Source organism: Erwinia sp. STN24, from assembly GCF_041320675.1.
Classification (GTDB): domain Bacteria; phylum Pseudomonadota; class Gammaproteobacteria; order Enterobacterales; family Enterobacteriaceae; genus Erwinia; species Erwinia aeris.
The window spans coordinates 1,423,190-1,447,649 of sequence record NZ_JBGGPM010000001.1; the positions used below are offsets into that span (position 1 = coordinate 1,423,190).

Below are 24,460 nucleotides of genomic sequence, written 5' to 3' on the forward strand. Positions count from 1 at the left end.
TGATGGCAAAACACGCATCGCCAATTGAAACCTTGTGCGGCCTGGCGCAGAAAGATCTGGAAAAGGCCGCCATCCAGCTGGGCGACGTTCGTCGCGGTCAGAAACAGGCTGATGAGCAGCTACATATGCTGCTGAACTATCAGGACGAATATCGCAAAACGCTGAACACCACCATGGCGGAAGGGATTAACAGCACCCGCTGGTACAACTACCACCAGTTTATCGAGACGCTGGAAAAAGCGATCGAACAGCATCGCCAGCAGCTGGCGAACTGGAACGGCCGGGTAGAAAACGCATTGCGCCTGTGGCGCGACAAGCAGCAGCGGCTTCATGCTTATGAAACCCTACAGGCTCGCGCGGCAGCAACCGCACTATTACAGGAAAACCGTCTCGATCAGAAACGGATGGATGAATTTGCCCAACGGGCATCATTGAGGAAAGGCGAATGATGACTTTGCCACTGGTTAACACGGCGGCGAAAACCGCGACCGCTTCCACTAACGGCGCGGCGGCGGATGCTACCGATATCGGCACGGATATTGGCGGTGCGGCTACGGCCGACGGCGCGCAAACCGGCAACGCGGGCTTTCTGTCGCTGCTTGGCAATAAGCTGCTGACGCTGGCGCAGCAGGGGCAAACAGCCCTGCCCGCCTCGGCGACGGCGGCCGTTGCCGCTGCCGACGATAAAAATGCCGCCTCGCCGAAGGCGAAACTGAACGCGCTGCTGGCCGCGCTGGATAAACCGGAAACGCTGAACTCGCTGCTACAGTCCGCGAAAACGCCGTCGGAAGACAACGCGATCGCGCTGACTAAAACCCAGGACGACAGCGAAACCGCCGCCGCCGCGACGCCCCTGAGCAGCAGCGATATGCAGGCGCTTCAGGCGCTGTTCGCCATGCTGCCGCAGGCGCAGCAGCAGCCGACCGCAGCCCTTGCCAAAGGCGGCGATAGCCTGACCGAAGGCAATATCAAAGGCAGCAACGCTAACGCTACCCTTGCCTCGCTGTTAGCCAGCGCGGGCGGAGCTAAGACGACAGCCGTCGACGGCGATGAAACCGCAAAAGACAGCGACAGCAGCATGCCGCTGAGCAGCACTAACACCCTGAGCGCAGCGGCCGGCACGCAGAAAGGCGATATCGCTACGCTGAACAGCGCCTTCCAGCAGGTGCTGGGCCAGGTGACTAAAGACAGCGATAAAGACAGTGCTGCCAGCCAGACAACGATTACACCTGGTGTTATCAGCGCTGCTTCCGCCGCCGTGACGCCAGCTACAACCTCGCTGGTTAGCGCACCGGCTACGCCGCAGCTGAGCTCTCAGCTGGGCAGCCCGGAATGGCAGCAGGCGCTGGGCCAGCAGATTGTGATGTTCAGCCGCAACGGTCAGCAGACCGCCGAGCTGCATCTGCATCCGCTGGATCTGGGCAGCATCCAGATTAGCCTGAAGCTGGACAGCGATCAGGCGCAGCTGAGCATGGTGTCGAACCACAGCCAGGTGCGCGCCGCGCTGGAGGCCGCCATGCCGCAGCTGAAGGAAGCGCTGGCGCAGAGCGGCATCAACCTTGGGCAGACCAACGTCAGCAGCGATGCCCAGGCGCAGAGCCAGAGCTTTAGCGGCCAGCAGGAGCAGCGTAATAACAGCCGTGGCAACACCTTTAGTCTTGCTGCCGACGCCGACAGCGAGATCACCCCTATCGCCGTTCCTGCCTCCCTCCAGGCGCGCGCTTCGGGCAGTAATGCCGTTGATATCTTCGCCTGACGATCACAAACGCCAAAGCTAACGGCAAAACCCGCGTCTTTTCGCCCTATTGTTTAGCGAGCGATGCGGGATAATCTGCCCATAACGTCGTCAGAGAGCAGGCACTCCCGGCTCTTGAACATACTCACAGGAATTATCGCCCGTATGACTGAGAAGAAAGCCAAAAGCGGCAAACGTAAACTCTTGATTATCCTGATAGCGCTGGTGGTTCTGGCCGCTTGTGGCGCAGGAGGCTATCTGGTCTGGCATAAAATGCACGGGTCTGCCGACACGGCAAAAGCTGAAAAGCCTGCGCCGCCGCCTGCACCGGTATTCTTGGCGCTGGATACGTTTACCGTTAACCTGATCAACCCGGATAACGATCCCGATCGCGTGCTTTACGTTGGCTTCACGCTGCGTCTGCCCGATCAGGAAACGCTGCAGCGCGTAAATGATTATCTGCCGGAAGTTCGCAGCCGCCTGCTGCTGCTGCTCTCTAACCAGAACGCCGCGTCGCTGGGCAACGAACAGGGCAAGCAAGAGCTGGTCAAACAGATTAAAGCCACGCTTGCGCCGCCGCTGGTGCCGGGACAACCTCCGCAAAAGGTGACGGACGTTCTGTTCACCGCCTTTATCCTGAGGTAGGGCAAAATGGCCGACAGCATTCTCTCACAAGCGGAAATTGACGCGCTGCTTAACGGCGACAGCGACAGCGCGGCGGAAGAAAACGTCAGCAGCGCGGGCGACAGTGATATTCGTCCTTACGATCCCAATACCCAGCGTCGCATGGTTCGCGAACGTCTGCAGGCGCTGGAGATCATTAACGAACGCTTTGCGCGTTCATACAGGATGGCGCTGTTTAACCTGCTGCGTCGTAGCCCGGATATCACGGTAGGCGCGATTAAAATTCAGCCGTATCATGAATTTGCTCGCAACCTGCCGGTACCGACGAACCTGAACCTGATCCACCTGAAGCCGCTGCGCGGTACGGCGCTGGTGGTGTTTTCGCCAAGCCTGGTGTTTATCGCCGTGGATAACCTGTTTGGCGGAGACGGTCGCTTCCCTACTAAAGTAGAAGGACGCGAGTTTACGGCAACCGAACAGCGCGTCATTCGCAAGATGCTAAAACTGGCGCTGGAAGGCTACAGCGAAGCGTGGAAACCGATTTATCCGCTGGACGTGGAGTATGTTCGCTCCGAAATGCAGGTAAAGTTTACTAATATTACTACTTCACCTAACGATATCGTGATTACCACGCCGTTCCAGGTGGAGATTGGCAACCTGATTGGCGAGTTCAATATCTGCATTCCGTTCAGCATGATTGAACCGCTGCGTGAAACCCTGGTCAACCCGCCGCTGGAGAACTCGCGTCAGGAAGATCACAACTGGCGCGAGACGCTGGTGAAGCAGGTTCAGCACTCCGAACTGGAGCTGATTGCGAACTTTGCCGACGTCTCGATGCGGATTTCACGCCTGCTGGCCCTGAAGCCCGGCGATGTATTACCGATAGAAAAACCGGATCGCATTATCGCTCATGTCGATGGCGTGCCGGTCTTAACCAGCCAGTACGGCACCCTGAATGGGCAGTACGCGCTGCGTGTGGAACATCTGATTAACCCGATTTTGAACTCGATGAATGAGGAACAGCCCCATGAGTGACACCAATAAGCCGTCCGTTGACGACCTCTCTGCGGACGACCTTTGGGCTGACGCGCTGAACGAGCAGTCAAACTCAACCAGCACCGCGTCCGAAGGGGTGTTTAAATCTCTGGAAAGTAATGATATCGCCGGTTCGCTCCAGGATATCGACCTGATTATGGATATCCCGGTCAAGCTGACCGTGGAACTGGGCCGCACCAAGATGACCATTAAAGAGCTGCTGCGTCTGACGCAGGGTTCCGTGGTGGCGCTGGAAGGCCTGGCCGGCGAGCCGCTGGATATTCTGATCAACGGTTATCTGATTGCCCAGGGCGAAGTCGTGGTGGTTGCCGATAAATACGGCGTGCGCATCACCGACATCATTACGCCATCTGAACGTATGCGTCGACTGAGCCGTTAATGACGACCGTCAGCCAAACGCAGCAGGAGCAAGCGCCAATGAGCACGGGCCAGCAGCAACCGGCGGCGCATTCGCCGGTCAACGTCGGACAAACGCAACAGCCGCCAGGCCAGCCGGCCGCTTCCACCGGTTCAGTGTTGACGCAGGTCAGCAGCGTGTTGGCCGTGATTATTCTGTTGATTCTGGCCTGCGCCTGGCTGGCGAAACGATTTGGCTTCGCGCCCAAAACGGGCAAGCGCGGCCAGCGGGATATCTCGATCAGCGCCAGCTGCCAGGTTGGGCAGCGCGAGCGCGTGGTTATCGTTGACGTGCAGGATGCCCGGCTGGTGCTGGGCGTGACCGCACAGCAGATCACCCATCTGCATACCCTGCCGCCCTCACCGGTGCAGGAAAATCCGGAAGAGCCGCAGCCCGCTGGCGATTTCCGTCAGGTGTTAGAGCTTATTAAACGCGCCGGAAAACCAAAATGAAACGCATTCTTCCTTTCTTAGCGCTGCTGCTGCTGCTGGCGCCTGAAGTTCACGCCCAGCTGCCGGGCCTGGTCAGCCGTCCGACGGCTAACGGCGGTCAGAGCTGGTCGCTGCCGGTGCAGACGCTGGTGTTTATCACCTCGCTGACTTTCCTGCCCGCTATTTTGCTGATGATGACCAGCTTTACGCGCATCATCATTGTTTTCGGCCTGCTGCGTAACGCGCTGGGCACGCCGTCCGCGCCGCCAAACCAGGTGCTGCTCGGCCTGGCGCTGTTTCTGACCTTCTTTATTATGAGTCCGGTATTGGACAAGATTTATCAGAACGCCTATCTGCCGTTCAGCGAAGACAAGATCAGTATGCAGGACGCGCTGGATAAAGGCGCGCAGCCGCTGCGTGAATTTATGCTGCGGCAGACTCGCGAAGCGGATCTGGCCCTGTTTGCTCGCCTGGCCAACTCCCCGCCTTTGCAAGGCCCGGAAGCGGTGCCGATGCGCATTCTGCTGCCGGCCTACGTGACCAGCGAGCTGAAAACGGCGTTCCAGATTGGCTTTACCGTGTTTATCCCGTTTCTGATTATCGACCTTGTCGTCGCCAGCGTGCTGATGGCGCTGGGGATGATGATGGTGCCGCCCGCGACCATCGCGCTGCCCTTTAAGCTGATGCTGTTCGTGCTGGTAGACGGCTGGCAGCTGCTGATTAGCTCGCTGGCGCAAAGCTTCTATTCATAATAATCGGGCGACGACGTCGCCCGGCAAAAATCGCGGCGCTGCCTGTCGCGACGATATAGGCCCTCAATTTTCCCGGAGTCGTGATGACACCAGAATCGGTTATGTCAATTGGTCATGATGCGCTGCACGTTGGGCTGATCCTGGCTGCACCTCTGCTGCTGGCGGCGCTGGTCAGCGGTCTACTGATTAGCCTGCTGCAGGCGGCGACGCAAATCAACGAACAAACGCTCTCTTTTATTCCAAAAATCCTCGCCGTCGTTGCGACCATCGTCGTGGCTGGCCCGTGGATGCTGAGCCTGGTGCTGGACTATATGCGCACCCTGTTTACCAACCTGCCTAATATGATCGGTTAAATGATTAACTTCGACAGCAGCCAGCTGATGTTATGGATGGGGCAACTTTTTTGGCCCCTCGCCCGCGTGCTGGCGTTAATCATGACCGCCCCGATCCTCAGTGAAAAATCGATTAGCAAAAAGGTTAAGCTCGGCTTAGGCCTGATGATTACCTGGGTTTTGATCCCCACGCTGCCGCCGGTTAATGTGACCTTATTCTCAATTGGCGGCTTCTGGCTGCTGATTCAGCAGATTCTGATTGGCGTGGCTATCGGTTTTACGATGCAATTTGCCTTTGCGGCAGTCAGAACCGCAGGTGAAGTCATTGGTTTGCAGATGGGTATCTCTTTTGCCACCTTTTTCGATCCTTCAAGCCGACTGAATATGCCGGTGCTGGCCCGCTTTATGGATATGCTGGCCATGCTGCTGTTTTTATCTTTTAACGGTCACCTGTGGTTAATTTCTATGGTCGCCGACAGCTTTCATACGCTGCCTGTTGGCGGAGAGCTGATTAACGGCAACGCGTTTCTGGCGTTAACGAAAGCAGCCAGTCTGATTTTCCTTAATGGAATGCGATTAGCGTTACCCCTGATAACGCTGCTGCTCATCATTAACCTGGCACTGGGTTTGTTAAACCGTGTTTCACCTCAGCTGTCGGTTTTTGCCATCGGCTTTCCTATCACCTTATCAATCGGTCTTATCTTCCTGAGCCTGATGATGCCGCTCCTGGCCCCGTTTTGTGAGCATTTATTCAGCGAAGTATTTGATTTACTCTCACAGATCCTTAGCGAACTTCCTGCCAAATAAACTTAAGTATTCAGAACCACCTTAAGAGAGGCCCTGGGTGCATTGTTAAGCGTGTAGAATGTTTTTGCACATTTTTCAAACCGCCGATACCAGAAAATTCTTAAGGAAAATCTGATTAATCGCTTCACCCAATGAAAATTATTCTTATTAAATGCCAGTTAGCGTATTTTGTTTAACGAAACGGATGCAATGTTGCTTAAATGTTAAGCATCGGAGTGAATAAAAACGTCTGTTTTTACTGGAAATTTTATTTTTTGCCGTTATTCTTGTAGCAAATCGTATTTCACAGCAGGTTTAGTGCCCTATACAGCGGCACACATTCGCGTGATGAATGTTTTTTAGGATTCGTCCTATCAGATTTCTCTGCGTTCTGCGCGATAGTGGCGAAGTTCACAAAGCAGTGCGGCAAACTTCTGTCAGATCCTCCATCTGTCTACGGATGTTTTACCGCGTTGGTAGTGGGTGGTTTGCCTAAACTAAACGGTTACATCGAGCATGGACAGGTTTGTTCAGCGTCCGCTAACAGACTTAATGCTGAGTACAAATAATAAAATTGAAAACAGAACATATTACTCTCGTAACTTACACAACGCGTAATTCATCGTTAGTTTAAACGAATAACAATTTGGTGAGGGTCGCAGTTATGCCAACAATTATAATGGATTCATGCAGCTACACACGCTTAGGTCTTACTGATTATATGTCCGTCAAGGGAGTTAAAAAGAAAAACATAACTTCCGTTACCGACATCGATCAGCTTCAAATTAAATGCCAGCAGCTCCAACCGGGCGTTGTATTTATTAACGAAGATTGTTTTATTTATGAAGCAGATGCCAGCCAGCGTATAAGAGACATTATTACGCAGCATCCTGACACGCTGTTTTTCATCTTTATGGCTATCTCTAACATCCATTTTGAGGAATACCTCTACGTTCGTAAGAACCTGATTATTACGTCAAAATCGATTAAGCCTGCTACACTCGATAACTTACTTCTGTCCTATTTCCAGAAGAAACTCAACGTGTCGCCTCGCTATTCCGCTGGCTTCGATGTTCATCCATTGACGCTAAGCCAAACCGAGTCGAACATGCTTAAAATGTGGATGTCCGGTCACGATACCATTCAGATCTCGGACAAAATGCAAATTAAAGCCAAAACGGTTTCTTCGCATAAAGGCAATATTAAACGCAAGATTAAGACTCATAATAAACAGGTCATCTATCATGTGGTGCGCCTGACTGATAACGTCACCAGCGGTATCTACGTCAACGTACGCTAAGCGTTAAAGAAGCCGGCTTATGCCGGCTTTATTTTATCCACTAATGTTAACAGGATCACACTTTTCCGTTAACCTTTCGCCTCTCTCTGCCGATGAGTTGTAAACAAAGCGAAGCCTGTCGCTTCGTTTACCCAGACAGAGAGCAAAAGGACATGACACCACTCCCCCAACCCGAAGGTTCTTCTCACTTAAGTTTCTGGCAGCATCTGCGCCTCGTTCCCCTGTTCACCACTATTCTCGGTGCCATCCTGTTTCTGTTCGCCCTTTGCATCGGCCTGGCGAGCTATTATCTGATCCAGAGTAACCAGTCGCTCAAGGACGTTACCGAAGAGATCCAGGTACGTATGGCTATCTCTAACAGCTCCAATCACCTGCGTACGGCCCGGCTGAATATTATTCACGCGGGCGCGGCGGTGCGCATTGGCGATATGGATCTGTTTAACGAGAATCTTAAACAGGCGGAAAAGCGTATTCAGCTGGCTGGCGAGAATTTTAAAGCCTACACGCAACGGCGCATTAAAACCCCGGCGGACGAAGCGCTGGATGGTGAATTGACCGCCCGCTTTACGGCCTATGTCAGCGAGGGCCTGCTGCCAATGGTAAAAAGCGCCAAAGACGGCAGCTTTGAAAATGTGATAACGCGAGAAACAGATTTCACGCGCGGCCTGGATAATGACTATAACGCCGTACTGCTGAAAGCCATCGCCATTCGTACCCAGCGCGCCACCGCCATTAACGCGGGCGCGGAGGCGCAAACCCGCATGGGCTTTATTATGATGGCCGGCGCTTTCGCCGCCGCGCTGCTGCTGACGCTGGCTACCTTTATCTTCCTGCGTCGCGTGATCATTGCCCCGCTACGCCAGGCGGTGCAGCGAATTGAGCGTATTTCGCATGGCGATCTGACCGCGCCGCCGCAGGCCTGGGGCCGCAGTGAAATCGGCGCGTTGGGCAGCAATCTGCAAACGATGCAGCAGGCGCTGGTGAAAACGGTCGGCACGGTGCGTGAAGGTGCGGTAGCTATCTATCAGGGCTCGACCGAAATTTCGGCGGGCAATACCGATCTATCCTCCCGTACCGAGCAGCAGGCGGCGGCGCTGGAAGAAACGGCGGCCAGCATGGAACAGCTGACCGCAACCGTGAAGCAGAATGCGGAAAATGCGCACCATGCCAGCCAGCTGGCGGGCGACGCCTCCGGGAAAGCCCGCCAGGGCGGGGATATCGTTTCCGGCGTGATCGGCACCATGAATAATATTTCCGCCAGCTCAAAGAAAATTGCTGAAATTACCACGGTTATCAACAGCATCGCATTCCAGACCAATATTCTGGCGCTGAATGCCGCCGTTGAAGCGGCGCGGGCGGGCGAACAGGGTCGCGGTTTCGCCGTGGTGGCCAGCGAGGTGCGGAATCTGGCGCAGCGCAGTGCGGGCGCGGCGAAGGAAATTGAAGGGTTGATTGCCGAATCGGTCAGCCTGATCGATCGGGGATCGACTCAGGTCAGCCATGCAGGCGAGAGAATGACGGATATCGTCCAGGCCGTACACAGCGTTACGGAGATTATGGCCGAGATTGCTTCTGCTTCTGATGAACAAAGCCGGGGCATCCAGCAGGTGAGCCAGGCCGTATCGGAAATGGATAACGTTACCCAGCAGAACGCCTCGCTGGTGGAACAGGCCTCCGCCGCCGCCTCATCGCTGGAAGAGCAGGCCTCACGTCTGACGCAGGCCGTAGCGGCCTTTAATCTTAGCGGCACGCCGCAGCCGACTGCGCCAGTGCTGAAAACCAAAGCGGCGCCGTTGCGTCCGGCGCTGGCGGACGGCGATAACTGGGAAAAATTTTAGAACGGGCGTAAAAAAGGGCGAATTGCTTCGCCCTTTTTCATCCTGCGCGGCTATTCGGTATGCGGTTCTACAAAAATGCCGTCCCGCTGCCCCAGCTCGTTAAAAAACCAGATCCCCTGCGGATAATCCTCCAGCGAGACCAGATACATGGTGCCTTCGCTAAAGTCCTCTACCGCCAGTACCGTGCCGGCGCGGCGCGGCCCGCCGTCGGTCTTTACCGTGACCCGATCGTTTACCTTCATTTTTTTCTCCTGGTAGGTGCGCTACAAATAAGATAGCGCATCTTACCCGGAAACCGGCGCGCTTAACGACGGGCAATGACCCAAACGGCGTGCACAATACCCGGAATGTAGCCGCAGAGCGTCAGCAGGATATTCAGCCAGAAGGCGCCGCCAAAACCGACCTGCATAAAAACACCCAGCGGGGGCAGAAGAATAGCAATAATAATACGTAAAAGATCCATGTCGCCTCCATAGCGCGGATAACAGCTTGTTTTGTAATCGTTTGTTCAGTATAGCCCGAATCTGCCGTTGCGCCTGCCGCCGCATGTAAAACAACGTAATGAACGTATATTTTTCACTTTTTTAACGTTTTACGGTGAGACTTCTGACAACGGCCCGGCATACACTGTTCCCACTGCACCAACCCCAAAGGCGCAGTCAACCTAAAAAGTAACAAGGATTTTTGCCCGCGCAGCGCGGGCTTTTTTTTGCCTTTTTTTCAGGCATTGCGTCAGTTATGCGCAAAAAAAACCCGGCCAGCGGCCGGGAAAAAATTAAAATTCGCTACAGAGAAAAATCTCTGACCCGCGTAGCCTACCGATTGGCCTTATTAAGAATTTTCTTAACTTCATAGCACATTATTTTTTTTCCTGTGAATTTATCCACCTTTTTTGTCTGAAGCCCTGTCGCCTCGCCTGCTCGCCTGTAAGTAGTTACTTACGTGAGTTATTGCTGTTTTTTAAGAGAATTCCTGGGCGAACCGCTTCGTTTGTTTGCCTGCCTTTTCTGCGCCTTCGATGGATACCGCTATACTTGAGTCACTTGCCTCAGGCTATGGAGAAACAACGATGCCGGCGCTGCATGATCCCCTGATGATAGTTACGGATTTAGATGGTTCCCTGCTGGATCATCATACCTACAGCTGGGAGGCTGCCGAGGCCTGGCTGGCGCGTCTGAAGGCGGCCGATATTCCCATCGTGATCTGTTCAAGCAAGACGGCGGCGGAAATTGAGCCTCTGCAGCGGGCGCTGGATATCGTCGGCGCGCCTTTTATTGCGGAAAACGGGGCCATTGTGAAATGGCAGCAGCAAACGCCTGTCGCTGCCGATCGGCCTTCCGCAAAAGATTATGCGGCGATCTGCAAGACGCTGCGGCAATTGCGTGAGCAGGATGGCTTTAAATTTACCGGGTTCGCCGACGTGACGGAAAAAGAGGTGGCGGACTGGACAGGCCTGACGCCGCGCGACGCCGCCCTGGCGAAAACGCGGGAAGGGTCGGAAAGTTTGATCTGGCGAGATACCAGCGAGCAGTTTACCGCTTTCCAACAGGCGCTGGCGGCGCAACAGCTGGAGCTGGTTCAGGGCGGGCGTTTCTGGCACGTCATGAATCAGGGACGCGGTAAGGGCGCGGCGCTTGACTGGCTGCTGACGCACTACCCGCCTCCCGGCAGCGGCCGCTGGATCACTATCGGTCTGGGCGACGGTCCCAACGATGCGCCCATGCTGGAGAAAGTAGATTATGCCGTCGTGATCAAAGGCTATAGCAAAACCGGCGTGACGCTGAAGCGTCAGCAACATGTTTTTTACAGCGCAGGCTTTGGCCCGGAGGGCTGGAGCGAGGGCCTGACGCACTACATTACCTGATAACAGATTTCCCATGCAGCCCAACTACGGGCCCGGCTTAAGGAACACGCGATGAGTGATTTTTTCCAGAACGGCGTTATCACCAACTTTCATAATCTCACCGCACGTCCAGTTGAGGAACTGGAGCAGGAGCTGGTGCAGTTCGCCACGCGGCGCAAGATGGGACTGATCCTGCCTTCGCTTTTTTCCGAACTGGAAGGCCCGGCGCTCGGCCATATCGTTGACGAGCTGGCTAAGGTGCCCTATCTCGAAGAGATAGTTATCGGCCTGGATCGCGCCGATCGCGAGCAGTTTCTTTACGCCCGCGACTTTTTTTCCCGCCTGCCGCAGCGCCATCGTATTTTGTGGAACGACGGGCCGCGCCTGAAGGCGATTGATGCCGAGCTGGATAAAGAAGGACTTTCCCCTTCTCAACCGGGCAAGGGTCGTAATGTCTGGTTCTGTACCGGCTATACGCTCTCTTCGGAAAGTACCAGCTGCGTGGCGCTGCACGACTGCGATATCGTAACGTATGAACGCGGCATGCTGGCAAGGCTGCTCTATCCGCTGGCGAACCCGTCTTTTCAGTATGAGTTCTGTAAGGGTTTTTACGCCCGCGTGGCCGACAACAAGCTGAACGGTCGCGTTGGCCGACTGCTGGTTGGGCCGCTGCTGCGTTCGCTGCAGAAAGTGTACGGCCATTCGGAATACCTGGACTATCTGACCAGCTTCCGCTATCCGCTTTCCGGCGAGTTCGCAATGCGCACGCACGTGCTGAACAATATAAAAATCCCCGGCGACTGGGGGCTGGAAATCGGCGTGCTGTCTGAAATCTATCGCAACTACACCACGCGCCAGAGCTGCCAGGTTGAGATCGCGCATAATTACGATCACAAACACCAGCCGCTGTCGGAAGAGGACGGCACCGGCGGCCTGCGCCGGATGAGTAACGATATCGTCCAGTCTTTGCTGCGCAAGATGGCGACAATGGGCGTGGATTTGACCAGCGACTCGTTCCGCGTGTTGAAAGCGACCTATTACCGCAACGCGCTGGATATGATGGAGATCTACAGCCATGAAGCGGCGATGAACGGGCTGAAGTTCGATCAGCACGCGGAAGAGGCGGCGGTGGAAATGTTTACTCAGTCGATTCTGGAAGCCGGACAGTCCTTTATCGAGCGGCCGAACGAAAAACCGTTTATTCCAAGCTGGAGCCGCGTGCAGTCCGCTTTCCCTGACATTATGCAGCGTATCTATCAGGCGGTGGAAGAGGATAACAAGGGCAACGTTTAGTCCCGGTCGCAGACGCGATTGCGTCCTGACGTTTTGGCTATATAGAGCCTGCGGTCGGCAATCGAGCGCAGGCTTTCAAAATGGTAGTCGCCCGACGCCTCGCTGGAGGCGACTCCCAGCGAGGCCGTTACCCTCAGCCATGCTGAATTCCCGGCAAACACCTGCTTTTGCGCCAGCGCGACGCGAACTTTCTCCGCTATTGTCACGGCCTGGGCGGCAGTAACGGCCAGCGCAATGCAAAACTCTTCACCGCCAACGCGCCCGGCGATCGCCGACGGGTCAATGGTGTCATCTATCACGGCGGCGGCATAGGCCAGCACGCGATCGCCTGCCTCATGACCATAGCCGTCGTTTACCTGTTTAAAGCGGTCAAGATCCAGCTGGATCACCGAAAAAGGCCTCTGCCTGAGCTGGCTCTCGTACGCCAGCGCGTTAGCCCGTTCGAAAAACGCGCTGCGGTTCAGCATCTTCGTCAGTCCGTCATGGCTGGCGCGCCAGCGGAGTTTTTCCTGCATTGCCAGCAGGCGCCTGACCAGACGAATAATGAGCTAGTGCGACAGCAGCAGCGCCAGCGTAAACAGCAGCCACATCCCCAGCAACGCCAGCGCTACCTGACCGGTGCTGCCCGTCAGACTCTGCCGCAGCGTATCCACATTAATCAACACGCCTCGGGCATAACGGGTTTTGACCCAGCTGATATAGCGCGTATCAAGCCGCAGCGCGCCGCGATCGCTATGGGCGATGGCCCGTTGCAGCCGGGCGATCTGCTCAGCGGTAAAATGTGCGGTCGCTGGCCCGTCTACGGCGCTGGCCAGCGGCCTCAGGTTGATATCATAAAAAAGTATGCTGCCCATTGGCCGTTCAGGCAGCGACAGCAGAAGCTGTTGGCGAATGTTGGCGGCCGAAAAATCCATTGCCAGCACGCCATACCAGTAGCCGTCCAGATCGACAGGCAGACTGAGCGTCAACGCGCTGCGGCCTGCGGCAGTCGCGTCCGGGCCGCTCCAGCGCGGCTGCCTGGACAGATTGCTTTCAGGCCGCATAGCGGTAAACCAGGGCGCGTTCACCACGCGGGTAAGATAGCGCAGCGTATCCTCGCCCTGCGGCAACGGCGTGGAGCTGAGCCAGAATCCCGCCCGCGAGAGGTACCAGAGCCGCGAATGAAAATCTCTGTTGGCGTCGTTAAGCTGCAAAATCAGGCTCATCATCAGCGTTGCCGCCAGCTCCGGCTTTAGCCTGGCGTCGTCGCGCCTGAACAGCGGATAGGCGGCAACCGCGTCGTCGGCAATACCGGATAGCGGCAGGCTGTGGGTCATGCTGGCGTAGAGATGCCAGACCGGCTGGCTACCCAGCAGCGAAAAATAGTCCAGCTGTCGCCGCATCTGGCTGTTTTCGGCAGGCGCGCGCATAACCTGTTGCAGCATATTGCGGCAGAACAACAGCTGGTCAAGGCTGAACTGAAACTGGCGATCGAGATCGTCGGCAATATCTTTCAGGCTGGCGCGCTGGCTAAGCTCATAGGTTGCTTTTAACACGCTGCCTTCTCGCCAGGTCAGTACCGAGGAGAAAAGAAAGACCAGCAGAAAACAGACATGAATAACCGCCTCAGGATGGGAATGGGCCAGCTTCACACGGCAACGCTCCTGCCAGCGGGAAAGAGCTTTTCAGTTTAGCTGCGGCAGGAAGGTTGCGCCAGCAGCGGCGCGGCGGGAAGTAAATGATAACAGGACGAAATTTCTCGTCCCGTTCGGTCAACGCTAGCTGGCAAGCCGGTTTTGCCCCGCGCTCAGCGCGCAAAGCTCCTCTTCCCGAAACGCTTCGCGCCGCACGCTGTAGCCGTCATACCAGCGACACTCCACCATACCGCTGGCATAGCCGGTAACCACCATTGCCGGACCGCCTTCTTTAAGCTGCACTGCCTCACTGACCATGATCATGCCGTTTCTCCTGAGCTGGAAACTTCGGGGGAAATTCAGGTATAGCAGGCAATCGCGCGGCGCGCCGTTAACGGTAGGTAAAAGTTTTGTTAAAAAGGAATAAGCAGTTAAAAAGGCGAAAATTAAAAAAAGCGAGTAAGGATTACTCGCTTCAAAGAAGGGTCGAACTCAGATTTTGCAGCCTTCGCAGTCCGCTTCGTCGCTCAGGTCAGTCGGGACTTCGCTGGCTTTTTTCTCGGCGTTGGCTTCTGCCTGTTCCAGCTCGGCATCAATATCAAATTCAAAAATATCGTCTTTCATCGTCGCTCCCGGTTTGGTGAAGGGGTGTCTTTATACTGATTATGCCCGCAGTTTGCCAGCCAGATTTACCCCGCACAGCACGATCGATCCGACGATAAAACCAATCACCAGATTTGCGCCGTTGCTGATAAGCGAGCTGATAAAACCGCTGTGGCCCGCGGCCAGATGCTCAATAAAGTGATGGATGAAGGGCACGCCGTGCGTAATGATGCCGCCGCCGACCAGAAACATCGCTATTGTGCCGACTACCGTCAGCACTTTCATCATTTTTGGCGCCAGGGTCAGCAGCACGCTGCCGATACCTTTGGCCAGCGATGAGGTTTTCTGTTGCAGCCACAGGCCCAGATCGTCGATTTTCACGATACAGGCGACAATGCCGTACACGCCGACGGTAACCAGAATGGCGATACCCGCCAGGATCATCACCTGGCTCAGCAGCGGCGCTTCGGAAACGATACCCAGCGTAATGGCCACAATTTCTGCCGACAGAATAAAGTCCGTGCGCACTGCGCCTTTGACCTTTTTCTTCTCGAAGGCAGCGGCTTCCTGCTGCGAGAGATTGCGCAGCCGCTGTTCGCGCGCCGCATCGCTGTTTTTCTCTTTGCCGTGCAGGCTATGCAGCACCTTTTCCACGCCTTCATAGCTAAGGTAAGCACCGCCCAGCATCAGCAGCGGCGTGATCGCCCAGGGGATCCACGCGCTGATGGCCAGCGCCAGCGGCACCAGGATCAGCTTGTTAAGAAAAGAGCCTTTCGCCACGCCCCAGACCACAGGCAGTTCCCGGTTGGCTTTGACGCCGCTGACCTGCTGCGCGTTCAGCGACAGATCGTCGCCCAGCACGCCGACGGTCTTCTTTGCCGCCACCTTGCCCATGATCGAGATATCGTCCATCAACGTGGCGATATCATCCAGTAAAGTCAGTAAGCTACTACCCGCCAAAATTTCCTTCCTTATTTAATGTTCATCATGCTGACAGCAGGGACAGACGTTGACTTCCGCTACCGTCATATCGGCTATGCCTTCGCAATCCCACTCAACCCGCACCGGCTGGCCCGCGTCCAGGTTGTGATGCACAAATTTGCTGACCGGGCTTTCGGTCATCCCGGCGATCTCCTCCGTCGCCACCAGCTGCTCGCCTACAAAAATGCGCGCGGTAGCCTGCGTGTTGACCATGCGCTCGCCGCTGATTTTGTACAGCCGTCTGACTGTGAGTTTGATACTGGCCATCGTCTGTCCTGCTACAGGATGTTAAAGAGTGTGATCTAAGCAAGTATGCACGAGAGATGCAAATTATGTGGACTGAATCGCTTTCCGGCCGTTAAAAAGACGCTATTTCATCTGGTTGAAATCTTTTTTTAACGGTAACTTAACGACCCCAACCCGCTGTGAGAAACCTTATGTTACGTCGTGCGCCCGCTCTGCTTCCGCTTCTGGCCGCTTTGTTCGCCCTTTACTTTATCTGGGGATCGACCTATTTCGTTATTCGTATTGGGGTAGAAAGCTGGCCGCCGATGATGCTGGCTGGCGTGCGCTTCGTGCTGGCGGGCGTCGTCCTGCTGGTGTTTCTGCTGCTGCGCGGCGAGCGGCTTCCCGGCTGGCGAGCGGCAGGTAACGCCGCGCTGGTGGGGATTATGCTGCTGACCATTGGCAACGGCGCGGTGACGATTGCCGAGCATCAGCAGGTGCCTTCCGGTATCGCTGCCGTGATGGTCGCTACCGTCCCGCTGTTTGCAATGTGCTTCAGCCGCCTGTTCGGCATGGCAACCCGCTGGATAGAGTGGCTGGGCATTGCGGTTGGCCTGGTCGGCATTATTCTGCTGAACAGCGGCGGCCACCTGGGCGGTAATCCCTGGGGCGCATTGATCATTCTGATCGGCTCGATCAGCTGGGCGTTTGGCTCGGTATGGGGATCGCGCATCACGCTCCCGACAGGCATGATGGCGGGCGCAATAGAAATGCTGGCGGCGGGTGCGGTTCTGCTGGCGGGCAGCCAGCTTAGCGGCGAAAAGCTGGTTGCCGCGCCGGGCCTGTCCGGCCTGCTGGCGCTGGGCTACCTGACGCTGTTCGGTTCGATTATCGCCATCAATGCCTATATGTTTTTGATCCGCAACGTCAGCCCGGCGGTCGCCACCAGCTACGCCTACGTTAATCCGGTGGTGGCGGTGCTGCTGGGGATTAGCTTCGCCGGTGAAAGCCTGTCGCCGCGCGAATGGCTGGCGCTGGGGGTGATCCTTTTTGCAGTGGTGCTGGTCACACTGGGCAAACATCTTTTTCCCGGCAGGCCGGTGATTAAATCGGTATCTCGTCCAGACTAAGGCGCTATGCGGGGCTTTTATCCATTAGTGGATGCCCTCAGTCATCAATGGCCAGAGCACTATGCAGGGCGTTCGCGCATCAGGTGAATGCCCTGCCAGTCGATTTCGGCGTTACCCTCGCCGGCAAAAAGCCACTCTTCCAGCCTGGCGCTTATCGCCTCGTCAGCCAGCTTGTGCTTACCGCGCAGCGCGCATTCCCAAACCACCAGCACCCGCCAGCCGCTGGCGCTCAGCTGATCGATAAAACGCTTATCGCGCGTCACGTTGCCGCTGATTTTATTCATCCAGAATTCGGTGCGGGTTGCCGGCACTTTAAACAGATAGCAGTCGTGATGATGCCAGAAGCAGCCGTGCACAAAAATAATGGCCTGGGGGTTCTCCAGCACGAAGTCCGGCTTTCCCGGCAGCGTCTTATCCTGCACGCGATAGCTGAACCCGCGCTCGGCCAACAGCTCGGCCAGGCGGGTTTCAATGGCGGTATCCTGGGTACGGATAGCGCGCATATTTTTACTGCGAATTGCGGAAGTGTGAACATCGGCCATAGCATCCTCCTTGAGGTGGCTTAAGTATAGACGCCTCCGGGCCTACTTCTCCGCCTGCTTAACCGCCTGCGCTATCCAGGGCTGCAACAGTCTGGCGACGGCGGCAAAGGCGGGCACCACCACTGAATTGCCAAACTGGCGATAGGCCTGACTGTCTGAAACCGGAATGCGGAAACGCGTTTCGCCCGGCGCCTCAAAGCCCATCAGGCGGGCGCACTCTCTTGGCGTCAGGCGGCGCGGACGGCGCTGCTGGTTTTGCGGATGGTCGAAATCCACCTCGCCCTGCTCTTTGTCCCAGCCGCGATCGATCAGGATTTCCGAGCCGTCTTTGTAGTAGCGCGCGGAGAGCGTGCGCACCACGCCGTGCTCTTTATCCGGGTCGACCAGCCCGTAGCCAAAGCCGTTGCCCTTCGCCTGATGCTTTTTCGCGTAGTTATAGAGATATTTCCACAGCGACGGCGTCAGAATATATTTGGCCTCGACCTGGCTGTCCAGCAGCTGGCGCAGCGGGATCCTTTGCTGCGGATAGTGCTGAGCGAGCGCGGAAAGCGTGAATTTGGGCAGATTTAAATCGCGCCGAAACCCGACCAGCACGATACGTTCACGGTGCTGCGGCAGAAAATGCCTGCCGTCGACGATTTTCGGATCGGCGGCGCCGTTGAGATCCGCATCGGCCACGTCGTAGCCCAGCTCGTCCAGCGTTTCCATAATGATGCGGAAGGTTTTGCCTTTGTCGTGGCTCTTCAGGTTTTTGACGTTTTCCAGCACGAAGATCGCCGGTTTCTTCGCGGTGATAATGCGCGCCACGTCGAAAAACAGCGTGCCCTGCGCTTCGCACTCAAAGCCATGAGCGCGGCCCAGCGCATTTTTTTTCGATACGCCCGCCAGCGAAAACGGCTGGCAGGGAAAACCGGCCAGCAGCACGTCGTGATCCGGTACCTGCTGGTCAATATGTCGATAGGCTTCCTGCTCGCTGACCGGCTGCGCGCTTAGCGTCACGTCGCGGATATCCTGATTGAAAACGTGCGCCTGCGGATCGCAGTACCAGTTCGCCTTATAGGTTCTGACCGAGTATTTATTCCATTCGCTGGTAAACACGCACTGCCCGCCAATCGCCTCAAAGCCGCTGCGGATACCGCCGATACCGGCAAACAGATCGATAAAGCGGAAAGCGTAATGCGGATGGTGCGCGGGCGGCTGAGGCAACAGGCGCGCCAGCGCGTCCGCTTCCGCCTGGCTTAACGTCCCGCCCGTGCCTTTCAGCCAGCGGCTTAACGATTCCCGCGTCCACTTAGCGTGACCAACCTGCTGCAGCGTAGCCAGAAGGGTTTTGATATCGTAAACGGCCTGCAGGCGGGCGGCCAGCTGGCGATCTTCCAGTCCAGGCTGCGCCTCTGCAATAGTGTCGAACTCGCTCATAGTCTCTCCGGAAATAAACGCCTGCCAGTCTACCACTTCATCACGCTAAAACCAGGGGCAACCGCCTTTTACTGCGGGCCGCGATCCGTGACATCGGGCGGCCATCAGCCTAAACTTGCCGTGTTTAAAACAATGGAGCTGAAATGATGAGCGATATTACGCGACCGCCGTTAACTCTGCCGAACGGCGCGAACAAACTGCTGCTGCACTCCTGCTGCGCGCCCTGCTCTGGCGAGGTTATGGAAGCCATCGCGGCGGCCGGCATCGATTACACCATCTTTTTCTATAACCCCAACATTCATCCACAAAAAGAGTATCTGCTGCGCAAAGAGGAGAATATTCGCTTTGCCGAGAAGCACGGCGTGCCTTTTATCGATGCCGATTACGATACCGATAACTGGTTTGAGCGGGCTAAGGGCATGGAATGGGAGCCGGAGCGCGGCGCGCGCTGCACGATGTGTTTTGATATGCGTTTTGAACGCACCGCGCTTTATGCGCACGAAAACGGCTTTCCCGTTATCACCAGCTGCCTGGGCATCTCGCGCTGGAAAAATATGCAGCAAATTAACGAGTGCGGCGAGCGGGCCGCGGCGCCCTATCCGGGGCTGGTCTATTGGGATTACAACTGGCGGAAAAAAGGCGGATCGGCGCGCATGATTGAAATCAGCAAGCGCGAACGTTTTTATCAGCAGGAATATTGCGGCTGCGTTTATTCACTGCGCGACAGCAACCTGCATCGTAAAAGCCAGGGGCGTCCGTTGATTAAGCTTGGCGTACTCTATTATGGTGATGAAGACGAGTAGCGGCTGACAGGCGTCCCTGACCGGGCAGTCAGGGACGGAAAGGCCTTTTTACTTCTTCTTTTTCGTTTTTTTCAGCAAGGCGCGTACCTGTTTCAGCTCGCTGGCGTTCAGCTGGGGATCGACGTCTTCGAGCACGCTCTGGTTGTCCACGGCCGGATGCTGCTGGGTGGTCAGACTGAGCTGTAAACGCTGGCTGACTTCCTGGCTGAGCGAAATCTGGTTTTCCTGCGCCAGGTTTTTCAGCGTTTCTTTCAAAGCGGGGTCAATTTTTAACGTTAAGCTAACAGCGTCGGTCATGCCTGAATCTCCTGATAAATGTTAGCAACACGGTAGCCTGAAAAGATCTGCTTAACCATACTGTCACAAAAATTTAATATTTCCCCCGCGCCGCGACAAATTCACGCAGCACATCCGGATCCAGCTCGCAAAACTCTCCTTTCAGTTCGGCGCAGAGTTTGGCCATATAGGTAATCAGGAAATCCGCATTATGCTCGGCAAGCCGACGCCCTTCCGCCGTCTGCATGGTTTGCGGCAGCTTAAGCAGCTTCTTCTGGAAGTGATCGAGCGCCCATTCAGCATCATTTAGCGGGCGATCGCGACCCAGCGGATCGGCGCTGTCGAACAGCGAGCGGCCCAGCGCGCCGGAAACATAAAACACCCGAGCCAGCCCGATCGCGCCCAGCGATTCCAGCCGGTCGGCGTCCTGAACAATTTTTGCCTCCAGCGTTTCCGCCGTTACGTTGGCGCTAAAGCTGTGGGCATGTACCGCATGCGCTACCGCCTCACGCTTATCGGCAGGAAAATCAGGAAACACTTCCGACAAAATTCGCCGCGTTTCAACCGCCGCCTTTGCTGAAGCCAGGTGTCTTTCAGGATGGTTCTTAGGCAGGTTGACGATATCGTGGAAATAACAGCTAGTGAGCACAACCAGTTCATCCACCGCCATCCCTTTCATAATACGCTGTGCAGTCAGCCAGACGCGCCGTAAATGGGCGATGTCGTGCGCTTTATCATCCTGCGGCCAGGTCTCAAACAGCCAGCTTTCAAAGCGGGTTTGCCAGTGGGTTAGTGTCATAGCCTTCTCCCTGTAATGTAAAATTGCAGAGACGTCAGCGGCCTTGCTTCACCGCGGCGCCACCGGCGATAAAAATGCGATCTACTTCATGTTTATAACGTTTGTCTTAACACTTCCACAACCCCTTTCCCGTTACCTTCGTCGCCCGCCATTATCAGGTGGCGCGTTTTTAACCAAAAAGATAAACGCTTATAATGTTGTTTTTGCAATAAGTTACCAGCATTTTGTTGCACAGTAAGTTAGAATCAATGCCGGTCGGTCGTTGTTTTTAGCTCATGCCATCATCAGAAAGCTCCGATAATACACCCTTGCGGCTACTGTAAGGGATTGTAAAGGCGGCATATGTCAAATTTATGATGGCCCGGATAATCCGGCGCTAACCGGCCTTCCGAACCCGATCCTGGCCACCCGTCGCACACAGAAAGCGAGAGCGCAGAACGGGTTCAAAAATAAACAAGCACGGCTAATGATTGCATACTTTTTGTATACACTTTTCACTACAGGCTAACAGCATATGCCGGATCCCTTTTCGCCTGACGGCGGCGAGCGGGTCTTAACTAATAAGAAACAGGGGTCAAACCATGAAAGAACGCCCGATTTTGTTTAGCGATCAACGGGTGCGAGCACTGCTCTCAGGCCAGCAGCGCCAGACCCGACGCATTATGAAGTCACAACTTTTTGGTCCAGGCCAGGATAACCATGAAGGATGCTACGGGATTGATGTTCTGAACAATCACTTGCAGGGCAACCGCGTGATGGGCATGGAGAACTTGAGCTACCACTGCCCTTACGGTCAGCCTGGCGATCGCCTGTGGGTAAGAGAGACCTGGCGCGGCCCGGTGGTTCCCGTAGAAGAGATGGCTAACTACGAGCGCAATCCGGCCCAGTTTAAATCTTCCGCCTGGTGCCGCTATCGTGCCGATACCAGCGAGTTCTCCAGCGCAGGCGAAGAAGACGAGCATTTTGGCTGGCAGGCCGGCATCCATATGCCACGCTGGGCAAGCCGCATTGATTTAATGGTGACCGCCGTTCGGGCAGAGAAAATTCAGGATATCAGCGACGATGATGTGCTGGCCGAAGGCGTGCAGACAGACTCCCATTTTCTGAATAACTTCTTCACCATGCACAACGAGGTCGTTTCGCCCAAGGATGCCTACCGCAAGCAGTGGGCATTGCAGTATGGCGGCACCAGCTGGGAAGTGAACCCCTGGGTGTGGGTTATTGAATTCGAGCGTATATAACGCTGCCCGCAGGCTCCGGCTGGTCTGGGCCGCCGGGGCCTGAATATCTCGCTTCGTCACAGAAAATCGCTGAAAAGCTTGCTTAAGTTCGCTCTGCTGTTCCATGCTGCTGTGCCCTTTTATATGGCCTGCTCGCCGGAGACTGCGCCAAGCGATCCGCCGAGGCAGGGTGAGGTTTTTCTGCTGTGGGTTGCATCATGATTAAATGGTTCCGGAAATCCAACGATGCTGTGTTCGACGCGCTGCCCTGGCAGCAGGCGTTAGCTATTCCGCTGCTTGGCGCGCTGAATGACGCCGAGCGGCAACAGCTTATCCAGCTGGCCACGCGCTTCCTACAGCAGAAACGGCTGGTGGCGCTACAGGATTTCGCGCTGGATGAGCTGAAGTCGGCCCGGCTGGCCCTGCTGTTCTGTCTGCCGGTACTTAATCTGGGTTACGACTGGCTGGACGGGTTTCACGAGGTGCTAATCTATCCCGCGCCTTTTATCGTTGACGACGAATGGCAGGATGAGTTTGGGCTGGTGCATCGCGAGAGTATGGTGCAGTCGGGCCAGAGCTGGCAGCAGGGTCCGGTGGTGCTCAACTGGCTGGACGTGCAGGATTCGTTCGATCTTTCCGGCTATAACCTGATCGTTCACGAGGTTGCCCACAAGCTCGACAGCCGGGGCAGCGACCATGCCAACGGCGTGCCGGCTATGCCGCTGCGTCACGTCGCGGCGTGGGAGCACGAGCTGAATGCCGCGATGACCAGTATTGCAGAAGAAATCGAACTGGTCGGCGAAAATGCCGCAACGATTGATGCCTATGCGGCCAGCGATCCGGCGGAGTGCTTTGCGGTCCTGTCGGAATATTTCTTCAGCGCCCCTGAGCTGCTGAACGACCGCTTTCCTGCGCTTTATCCGCATTTTTGCCGCTTCTATCGCCAGGATCCGCTTTTGCGCAACGGCGCGGGCGCAGTACATTAGCTGCGCGCCCTGTTTTAAAGATAGCCAGTTGAAAGGGCTGGACTTTTTTCCTGTTGACACGCCGGTCCGCCCTCGCTACTATGCGCCCCATCGAAACCGATTCCTCTGTAGTTCAGTCGGTAGAACGGCGGACTGTTAATCCGTATGTCACTGGTTCGAGTCCAGTCAGAGGAGCCATATTAAAGAAGCCCGCTCAAGGAAACTTGAGCGGGCTTTTTGCTTTTTTATAATCTGATCGGTTTCCGTCACTAATGTCTAAAGTCCCTCTTGAGCGATAAGCGATCCTGCATTGCGCCGGGTGCCAGGACAATTGGCTCCCAAGCTGAGACCTGACAACAGCGTAAAGATATCCGCACGGTGCTGGCGCTGAACATTACCTCGGTACAGCAGCGGGCCACTGAGCACAGTACACATACGCCGAATAACATGTTTATTACCATGTACTGGCATGGCATAAAATCAATAAAAAATAGCCGCTGAAACCACTGGCCGTCTGCCTCGTGACATCAGCGAATAACCTGTTGCCATTCCTGTCACTAAGGATTAATGTGTAATATTGAAAATTAAAAGAGTAAGGAGTTAATAATTTGGACAATAAATTACTGAAATCATTTATTGTACTGGCGAAAAGTAAAAGCTATCGCGAAGCCGCAGAAAAACTTTTTATTACACAGCCTGCGCTAACGAAACAGATAAAATCCCTGGAGCAGGGACTACATTTATCCCTTTTTGTGCGTGATAACCATGGGACTAAACTGAGCATAGAAGGGGAAATGCTATATCGTAGTGCCCTTGTGCTGGATGAACAGATAAATCACTTTACATGTGTCGCCAAAAAGATCCGTACCGGAAAAACGGGAAGTATTAATATAGGTTACACCTCATCCTTTCTCAATATTTTCCCTGATATAGTCAGTGCATTTAACAGACAATATCCAAATATTAATATCAATCTTATTGAGATGTCTTCTGCACAGCAGGAAGAGGAGTTACTAAAAGGAAGTATTGACTTGGGGTTTATGCGAAAATCAGAAAATGAATCGCTCTCTTTTATGCTGCTCGGTAGAGACTATTTATGTGTTGTAGCACATCCTGACAATAGAGACAGGAAAATGAACATTGATGAACTTGTCGATGCAAATAACCTAATTTTACTGAACGAGACAAGTAATCCGGAACTTTACCATATTGTCAAAGTCTACCTTAAGAAACGTGACCTTCGCAAGAAACCCGCTCAGTATCTGACAAACATATATAGTATACTGGCTCTGGTCGGTTCAAGGACAGGAGTCTCAATCCTTCCATACAGTATTGTTTCTTTTTTAAAATCAGGATTTAGCTGCCAAGCTTTATCCGGATATGAGAGTCAATGGTTGCTAAGCCTTGCATGGAACAAACAACTTGAAATCCTTCCATGTATGGAATTTATCAAAAGCGTGGCCGAAAACAACCACAATGATGATACATAATACAGAA

At 55.0% G+C, this 24,460-nt stretch carries 30 protein-coding genes and 1 tRNA gene; 19 read left to right on the forward strand and 12 right to left on the reverse strand.

Annotation, left to right across the window (positions count from 1 at the left end):
• Window positions 1-2: 2 nt before the first annotated feature.
• The 11 genes from fliJ (at window position 3) to ACA373_RS06905 (ending at window position 9,251) form a co-directional block, all read left to right on the forward strand.
• A complete protein-coding gene (gene fliJ, locus ACA373_RS06855) occupies window positions 3-449 on the forward strand; it encodes a flagellar export protein FliJ (RefSeq protein ID WP_125288011.1) in 447 nt (148 codons plus the stop codon).
• Window positions 446-1,756, forward strand: a complete 1,311-nt coding sequence (locus ACA373_RS06860) for a flagellar hook-length control protein FliK (protein ID WP_253460464.1) — start codon at window positions 446-448, stop codon at window positions 1,754-1,756. The genes fliJ and ACA373_RS06860 overlap by 4 nt, the downstream gene beginning before the upstream one ends.
• A 144-nt stretch (window positions 1,757-1,900) precedes the next feature.
• Window positions 1,901-2,380, forward strand: a complete 480-nt coding sequence (gene fliL, locus ACA373_RS06865) for a flagellar basal body-associated protein FliL (protein WP_125288013.1) — start codon at window positions 1,901-1,903, stop codon at window positions 2,378-2,380.
• A gap of 6 nt (window positions 2,381-2,386) precedes the next feature.
• Entirely contained in the window at window positions 2,387-3,394 is a 1,008-nt protein-coding gene (fliM, locus tag ACA373_RS06870) for a flagellar motor switch protein FliM (protein ID WP_253460461.1), read from the forward strand.
• Window positions 3,387-3,794, forward strand: coding sequence for a flagellar motor switch protein FliN (gene fliN / locus ACA373_RS06875; protein WP_125288015.1), 408 nt, complete (start codon window positions 3,387-3,389; stop codon window positions 3,792-3,794). Before fliM ends, fliN begins: the two co-directional genes overlap by 8 nt.
• A gap of 38 nt (window positions 3,795-3,832) precedes the next feature.
• Complete coding sequence (fliO, locus tag ACA373_RS06880; RefSeq protein WP_125288318.1) at window positions 3,833-4,264, forward strand: flagellar biosynthetic protein FliO; 432 nt, start codon at window positions 3,833-3,835, stop codon at window positions 4,262-4,264.
• Entirely contained in the window at window positions 4,261-4,995 is a 735-nt protein-coding gene (gene fliP, locus ACA373_RS06885; RefSeq protein WP_125288016.1) for a flagellar type III secretion system pore protein FliP, read from the forward strand. Before fliO ends, fliP begins: the two co-directional genes overlap by 4 nt.
• A gap of 83 nt (window positions 4,996-5,078) precedes the next feature.
• On the forward strand, window positions 5,079-5,348 hold the full coding sequence (gene fliQ, locus ACA373_RS06890) for a flagellar biosynthesis protein FliQ (RefSeq protein WP_125288017.1): 270 nt from the start codon (window positions 5,079-5,081) through the stop codon (window positions 5,346-5,348).
• Entirely contained in the window at window positions 5,349-6,134 is a 786-nt protein-coding gene (gene fliR / locus ACA373_RS06895) for a flagellar biosynthetic protein FliR (RefSeq protein ID WP_253460458.1), read from the forward strand.
• A 643-nt stretch (window positions 6,135-6,777) separates the two neighbouring features.
• Complete coding sequence (gene rcsA / locus ACA373_RS06900; RefSeq protein WP_253460455.1) at window positions 6,778-7,413, forward strand: transcriptional regulator RcsA; 636 nt, start codon at window positions 6,778-6,780, stop codon at window positions 7,411-7,413.
• 152 nt (window positions 7,414-7,565) lie between these two features.
• On the forward strand, window positions 7,566-9,251 hold the full coding sequence (locus tag ACA373_RS06905) for a methyl-accepting chemotaxis protein (protein ID WP_370734248.1): 1,686 nt from the start codon (window positions 7,566-7,568) through the stop codon (window positions 9,249-9,251).
• Window positions 9,252-9,301: 50 nt separating this feature from the next.
• Here ACA373_RS06905 and dsrB read toward each other — a convergent pair whose 3' ends face one another.
• Together dsrB and ACA373_RS06915 are read right to left on the reverse strand one after the other, a co-directional pair.
• Window positions 9,302-9,493, reverse strand: a complete 192-nt coding sequence (gene dsrB / locus ACA373_RS06910; RefSeq protein WP_253460447.1) for a protein DsrB — start codon at window positions 9,491-9,493, stop codon at window positions 9,302-9,304.
• Between the two features lie 62 nt (window positions 9,494-9,555).
• Window positions 9,556-9,714, reverse strand: coding sequence for a YqaE/Pmp3 family membrane protein (locus ACA373_RS06915; RefSeq protein WP_039385165.1), 159 nt, complete (start codon window positions 9,712-9,714; stop codon window positions 9,556-9,558).
• Between the two features lie 606 nt (window positions 9,715-10,320).
• Between ACA373_RS06915 and ACA373_RS06920 the strand changes: the two genes are divergently transcribed.
• Window positions 10,321-11,115, forward strand: a complete 795-nt coding sequence (locus ACA373_RS06920; protein ID WP_253460445.1) for a mannosyl-3-phosphoglycerate phosphatase-related protein — start codon at window positions 10,321-10,323, stop codon at window positions 11,113-11,115.
• A gap of 51 nt (window positions 11,116-11,166) precedes the next feature.
• Window positions 11,167-12,387, forward strand: a complete 1,221-nt coding sequence (locus ACA373_RS06925) for a glycosyl transferase (RefSeq protein ID WP_253460442.1) — start codon at window positions 11,167-11,169, stop codon at window positions 12,385-12,387.
• Here the strand turns inward: ACA373_RS06925 and ACA373_RS06930 are convergent.
• The 6 genes from ACA373_RS06930 to ACA373_RS06955 form a co-directional block, all read right to left on the reverse strand.
• Window positions 12,384-12,902, reverse strand: a complete 519-nt coding sequence (locus tag ACA373_RS06930; protein WP_370734249.1) for a diguanylate cyclase — start codon at window positions 12,900-12,902, stop codon at window positions 12,384-12,386. The genes ACA373_RS06925 and ACA373_RS06930 overlap by 4 nt on opposite strands.
• Window positions 12,903-12,935: 33 nt before the next feature.
• Window positions 12,936-14,018, reverse strand: a complete 1,083-nt coding sequence (locus ACA373_RS06935) for a hypothetical protein (RefSeq protein ID WP_370734250.1) — start codon at window positions 14,016-14,018, stop codon at window positions 12,936-12,938.
• A 126-nt stretch (window positions 14,019-14,144) separates the two neighbouring features.
• Window positions 14,145-14,324 carry a YodC family protein gene (locus ACA373_RS06940; protein WP_125288024.1) on the reverse strand — a complete coding sequence of 60 codons (180 nt, stop codon included), beginning with the start codon at window positions 14,322-14,324 and terminating at the stop codon, window positions 14,145-14,147.
• 168 nt (window positions 14,325-14,492) lie between these two features.
• Window positions 14,493-14,624: a hypothetical protein gene (locus ACA373_RS06945; protein ID WP_255416512.1), complete on the reverse strand. Its 132-nt coding sequence runs from the start codon at window positions 14,622-14,624 to the stop codon at window positions 14,493-14,495.
• A 39-nt stretch (window positions 14,625-14,663) separates the two neighbouring features.
• Window positions 14,664-15,563, reverse strand: a complete 900-nt coding sequence (locus ACA373_RS06950; protein ID WP_370734251.1) for a DUF808 family protein — start codon at window positions 15,561-15,563, stop codon at window positions 14,664-14,666.
• A 15-nt stretch (window positions 15,564-15,578) separates the two neighbouring features.
• Window positions 15,579-15,851 (reverse strand): hypothetical protein, encoded by a 273-nt coding sequence (locus tag ACA373_RS06955; protein WP_125288026.1) that lies wholly within the window; start codon window positions 15,849-15,851, stop codon window positions 15,579-15,581.
• Window positions 15,852-16,021: 170 nt separating this feature from the next.
• Between ACA373_RS06955 and yedA the strand changes: the two genes are divergently transcribed.
• Window positions 16,022-16,939, forward strand: coding sequence for a drug/metabolite exporter YedA (yedA, locus tag ACA373_RS06960; RefSeq protein WP_370734252.1), 918 nt, complete (start codon window positions 16,022-16,024; stop codon window positions 16,937-16,939).
• Window positions 16,940-16,998: 59 nt separating this feature from the next.
• Here yedA and ACA373_RS06965 read toward each other — a convergent pair whose 3' ends face one another.
• On the reverse strand, window positions 16,999-17,481 hold the full coding sequence (locus ACA373_RS06965; RefSeq protein ID WP_253460429.1) for a very short patch repair endonuclease: 483 nt from the start codon (window positions 17,479-17,481) through the stop codon (window positions 16,999-17,001).
• Between the two features lie 42 nt (window positions 17,482-17,523).
• The gene (locus ACA373_RS06970) at window positions 17,524-18,900 is read right to left on the reverse strand and encodes a DNA cytosine methyltransferase (protein WP_253460425.1); all 1,377 of its coding nucleotides are present in this window, start codon (window positions 18,898-18,900) and stop codon (window positions 17,524-17,526) included.
• A gap of 146 nt (window positions 18,901-19,046) precedes the next feature.
• Between ACA373_RS06970 and ACA373_RS06975 the strand changes: the two genes are divergently transcribed.
• Complete coding sequence (locus ACA373_RS06975) at window positions 19,047-19,703, forward strand: epoxyqueuosine reductase QueH (protein ID WP_301251156.1); 657 nt, start codon at window positions 19,047-19,049, stop codon at window positions 19,701-19,703.
• Window positions 19,704-19,751: 48 nt separating this feature from the next.
• Here the strand turns inward: ACA373_RS06975 and ACA373_RS06980 are convergent, their stop codons facing one another.
• Window positions 19,752-20,000 (reverse strand): hypothetical protein, encoded by a 249-nt coding sequence (locus ACA373_RS06980; protein ID WP_125288030.1) that lies wholly within the window; start codon window positions 19,998-20,000, stop codon window positions 19,752-19,754.
• 73 nt (window positions 20,001-20,073) lie between these two features.
• Complete coding sequence (locus tag ACA373_RS06985) at window positions 20,074-20,778, reverse strand: phosphohydrolase (RefSeq protein ID WP_253460422.1); 705 nt, start codon at window positions 20,776-20,778, stop codon at window positions 20,074-20,076.
• A gap of 581 nt (window positions 20,779-21,359) precedes the next feature.
• On the opposite strand from ACA373_RS06985, the gene ACA373_RS06990 reads away from it, so the two are divergent.
• From ACA373_RS06990 to ACA373_RS07005, 4 genes are all read left to right on the forward strand, one after another.
• On the forward strand, window positions 21,360-22,019 hold the full coding sequence (locus ACA373_RS06990) for a hypothetical protein (RefSeq protein ID WP_253460419.1): 660 nt from the start codon (window positions 21,360-21,362) through the stop codon (window positions 22,017-22,019).
• Window positions 22,020-22,216: 197 nt separating this feature from the next.
• Complete coding sequence (gene mtfA / locus ACA373_RS06995) at window positions 22,217-22,984, forward strand: DgsA anti-repressor MtfA (protein ID WP_253460415.1); 768 nt, start codon at window positions 22,217-22,219, stop codon at window positions 22,982-22,984.
• 101 nt (window positions 22,985-23,085) lie between these two features.
• Window positions 23,086-23,161, forward strand: a tRNA-Asn gene (locus tag ACA373_RS07000).
• Window positions 23,162-23,571: 410 nt separating this feature from the next.
• Window positions 23,572-24,453, forward strand: coding sequence for a LysR family transcriptional regulator (locus tag ACA373_RS07005; protein WP_301250994.1), 882 nt, complete (start codon window positions 23,572-23,574; stop codon window positions 24,451-24,453).
• The last annotated feature ends 7 nt before the right edge of the window (window positions 24,454-24,460 follow it).

Coding starts and splice junctions, on each gene's coding strand:
- ACA373_RS06940 (WP_125288024.1), bottom strand. CDS start 14,324: ATGATCATGGTCAGTGAGGCAGTGCAGCTTAAAGAAGGCGGTCCGGCA.
- ACA373_RS06970 (WP_253460425.1), bottom strand. CDS start 18,900: ATGAGCGAGTTCGACACTATTGCAGAGGCGCAGCCTGGACTGGAAGAT.
- ACA373_RS06965 (WP_253460429.1), bottom strand. CDS start 17,481: ATGGCCGATGTTCACACTTCCGCAATTCGCAGTAAAAATATGCGCGCT.
- fliL (WP_125288013.1), top strand. CDS start 1,901: ATGACTGAGAAGAAAGCCAAAAGCGGCAAACGTAAACTCTTGATTATC.
- ACA373_RS06930 (WP_370734249.1), bottom strand. CDS start 12,902: ATGCAGGAAAAACTCCGCTGGCGCGCCAGCCATGACGGACTGACGAAG.
- ACA373_RS06925 (WP_253460442.1), top strand. CDS start 11,167: ATGAGTGATTTTTTCCAGAACGGCGTTATCACCAACTTTCATAATCTC.
- fliN (WP_125288015.1), top strand. CDS start 3,387: ATGAGTGACACCAATAAGCCGTCCGTTGACGACCTCTCTGCGGACGAC.
- fliO (WP_125288318.1), top strand. CDS start 3,833: ATGAGCACGGGCCAGCAGCAACCGGCGGCGCATTCGCCGGTCAACGTC.
- dsrB (WP_253460447.1), bottom strand. CDS start 9,493: ATGAAGGTAAACGATCGGGTCACGGTAAAGACCGACGGCGGGCCGCGC.
- fliQ (WP_125288017.1), top strand. CDS start 5,079: ATGACACCAGAATCGGTTATGTCAATTGGTCATGATGCGCTGCACGTT.
- fliJ (WP_125288011.1), top strand. CDS start 3: ATGGCAAAACACGCATCGCCAATTGAAACCTTGTGCGGCCTGGCGCAG.
- yedA (WP_370734252.1), top strand. CDS start 16,022: ATGTTACGTCGTGCGCCCGCTCTGCTTCCGCTTCTGGCCGCTTTGTTC.
- rcsA (WP_253460455.1), top strand. CDS start 6,778: ATGCCAACAATTATAATGGATTCATGCAGCTACACACGCTTAGGTCTT.
- ACA373_RS06955 (WP_125288026.1), bottom strand. CDS start 15,851: ATGGCCAGTATCAAACTCACAGTCAGACGGCTGTACAAAATCAGCGGC.
- mtfA (WP_253460415.1), top strand. CDS start 22,217: ATGATTAAATGGTTCCGGAAATCCAACGATGCTGTGTTCGACGCGCTG.
- ACA373_RS06860 (WP_253460464.1), top strand. CDS start 446: ATGATGACTTTGCCACTGGTTAACACGGCGGCGAAAACCGCGACCGCT.
- fliM (WP_253460461.1), top strand. CDS start 2,387: ATGGCCGACAGCATTCTCTCACAAGCGGAAATTGACGCGCTGCTTAAC.
- ACA373_RS06920 (WP_253460445.1), top strand. CDS start 10,321: ATGCCGGCGCTGCATGATCCCCTGATGATAGTTACGGATTTAGATGGT.
- ACA373_RS06980 (WP_125288030.1), bottom strand. CDS start 20,000: ATGACCGACGCTGTTAGCTTAACGTTAAAAATTGACCCCGCTTTGAAA.
- ACA373_RS06905 (WP_370734248.1), top strand. CDS start 7,566: ATGACACCACTCCCCCAACCCGAAGGTTCTTCTCACTTAAGTTTCTGG.
- ACA373_RS06985 (WP_253460422.1), bottom strand. CDS start 20,778: ATGACACTAACCCACTGGCAAACCCGCTTTGAAAGCTGGCTGTTTGAG.
- ACA373_RS06990 (WP_253460419.1), top strand. CDS start 21,360: ATGAAAGAACGCCCGATTTTGTTTAGCGATCAACGGGTGCGAGCACTG.
- ACA373_RS06915 (WP_039385165.1), bottom strand. CDS start 9,714: ATGGATCTTTTACGTATTATTATTGCTATTCTTCTGCCCCCGCTGGGT.
- fliR (WP_253460458.1), top strand. CDS start 5,349: ATGATTAACTTCGACAGCAGCCAGCTGATGTTATGGATGGGGCAACTT.
- ACA373_RS06975 (WP_301251156.1), top strand. CDS start 19,047: ATGAGCGATATTACGCGACCGCCGTTAACTCTGCCGAACGGCGCGAAC.
- fliP (WP_125288016.1), top strand. CDS start 4,261: ATGAAACGCATTCTTCCTTTCTTAGCGCTGCTGCTGCTGCTGGCGCCT.
- ACA373_RS06945 (WP_255416512.1), bottom strand. CDS start 14,624: ATGAAAGACGATATTTTTGAATTTGATATTGATGCCGAGCTGGAACAG.